At 38.6% G+C, this 466-nt stretch carries 1 tRNA gene; it reads left to right on the forward strand.

Annotation, left to right across the window (positions count from 1 at the left end):
* Positions 1-156 precede the first annotated feature (156 nt).
* Positions 157-233, forward strand: a tRNA-Ile gene (locus HNS40_RS22760).
* The last annotated feature ends 233 nt before the right edge of the window (positions 234-466 follow it).

Here is a 466-nt window from a genome sequence, read left to right on the forward strand (position 1 = left end):
AAGTCGTAACAAGGTAGCCGTACCGGAAGGTGTGGCTGGAATACCTCCTTTCTGGTGTATTTCTGTCCTATCAGTTTTTTGATATAAAGGATATCTTGCACTTTTGCTACTATTATATTTCATATATATTTAAAACCCGTGGACGGTTATTAACTTAGTCCTGTAGCTCAGTTGGTTAGAGCACTACACTGATAATGTAGGGGTCCCCCGTTCAAATCGGGGCAGGACTACCAAGTCCGCTTTATATTATGAGCGGTATTGCATTTAACTAATTGTTCAAACTAGGGTTTTATATACACAGGAGGCATCATATGGGATTGTCGTGGTTCAAATCCACTCCCTCCACTTCTAAATGCATTAAGCATTTACAAAGAGTTCTTTGACGTATTGAAAGATGACATTGATAAAATAGAATAAAAATAACGAGCGCCGATGCGACGAGCAAATTTATTTGCAAATCAACTTG

The organism is Lentimicrobium sp. S6, from assembly GCF_013166635.1.
In the GTDB taxonomy this organism is placed as follows: Bacteria; Bacteroidota; Bacteroidia; order Bacteroidales; family UBA12170; genus UBA12170.